General features: G+C 23.5%; 2 protein-coding genes. Both read right to left on the bottom strand.

Annotated elements, in window-relative coordinates; all coding sequences use genetic code 4:
- Window positions 1-628 (bottom strand): ParA family protein (locus EHV01_RS06110; RefSeq protein WP_422066684.1); only part of this gene is annotated, 628 nt, incomplete at its 3' end.
- A partial coding sequence (locus tag EHV01_RS06105) for a hypothetical protein (protein WP_422066682.1) occupies window positions 615-878 on the bottom strand: 264 nt, incomplete at its 5' end. The genes EHV01_RS06105 and EHV01_RS06110, both read right to left, overlap by 14 nt.

Here is an 878-nt window from a genome sequence, read left to right as displayed (position 1 = left end):
AWWWAWWTTTTAATCATTCTAAAACTGTGGAAGTATTTTCATTATCTTTTATATTATTAAGAATAATATTAATTTTTGGTAAATTTCTGTTATTTTTTCTGCAAATAAAATTTAATGTATTTTTTAAATCAACAATACCCTTATAACTACCAATTCCGCTATTTATTGGAATTAAAATTAAATCAGATAAGGTTAAAAAAGATAATCCTAATTCTTGTATTGTTGGGGGATAATCAATCAAGACATAATCATAACTATCAAAAGTTTCTTGGTTTGATTGATAAATAATATCTGCAATTAAATCTCTATCATTTTCTTGATAAATAGTATTAATTAGAGTACTACTTTTATTTAATTCTTCGTTTCCAACAATAATATCTATATTTTTATATTTTGTTGATTGAATAAGACTTTTTATAGGTATCATATCAATAGCATTAATAATTTTTGATAATGACTTACTTTGTAATATATCTTTTGTTGCAAATTGAACAGATAAGGTTGCTTGGGGGTCAAGGTCAATTAACAAGACCTTTGCCCCATCAAGTGCTAACTTGTAGGCAACATTTTTGCAAAGAGTTGTTTTCCCTACCCCACCTTTTTTATTACTAAAACTAATCATCTTCATAATTATTGTTTTCCTTTCCATAACGCTCTTCTAAAATTTTATTCATAAGTGTAGTTAATTTTCAATCCTTTTCTTCTGCTTCTTCTCTGAATTTTTTAATTAAGTTTGGTTTAACTGTCATTGATGGTAAAATATTTGTTTTTAAATTTCTTTTTTTAAATTCTTTTGTTTCTTTAAAACTAGATAAATTTTTAACTATTTTATTGTGTTCTAAAAATTCATTATTATTTATCTTTTTTAAGTGGGTTAT

Origin of the sequence: Spiroplasma sp. hy2, assembly GCF_044714365.1 — a bacterium.
In the GTDB taxonomy this organism is placed as follows: Bacteria; Bacillota_I; Bacilli_A; order Mycoplasmatales; family Mycoplasmataceae; genus Spiroplasma; species Spiroplasma phoeniceum.
The sequence above is the reverse complement of the archived record's forward strand: the minus strand, read 5'-3'. Positions and strand labels throughout refer to the sequence as shown.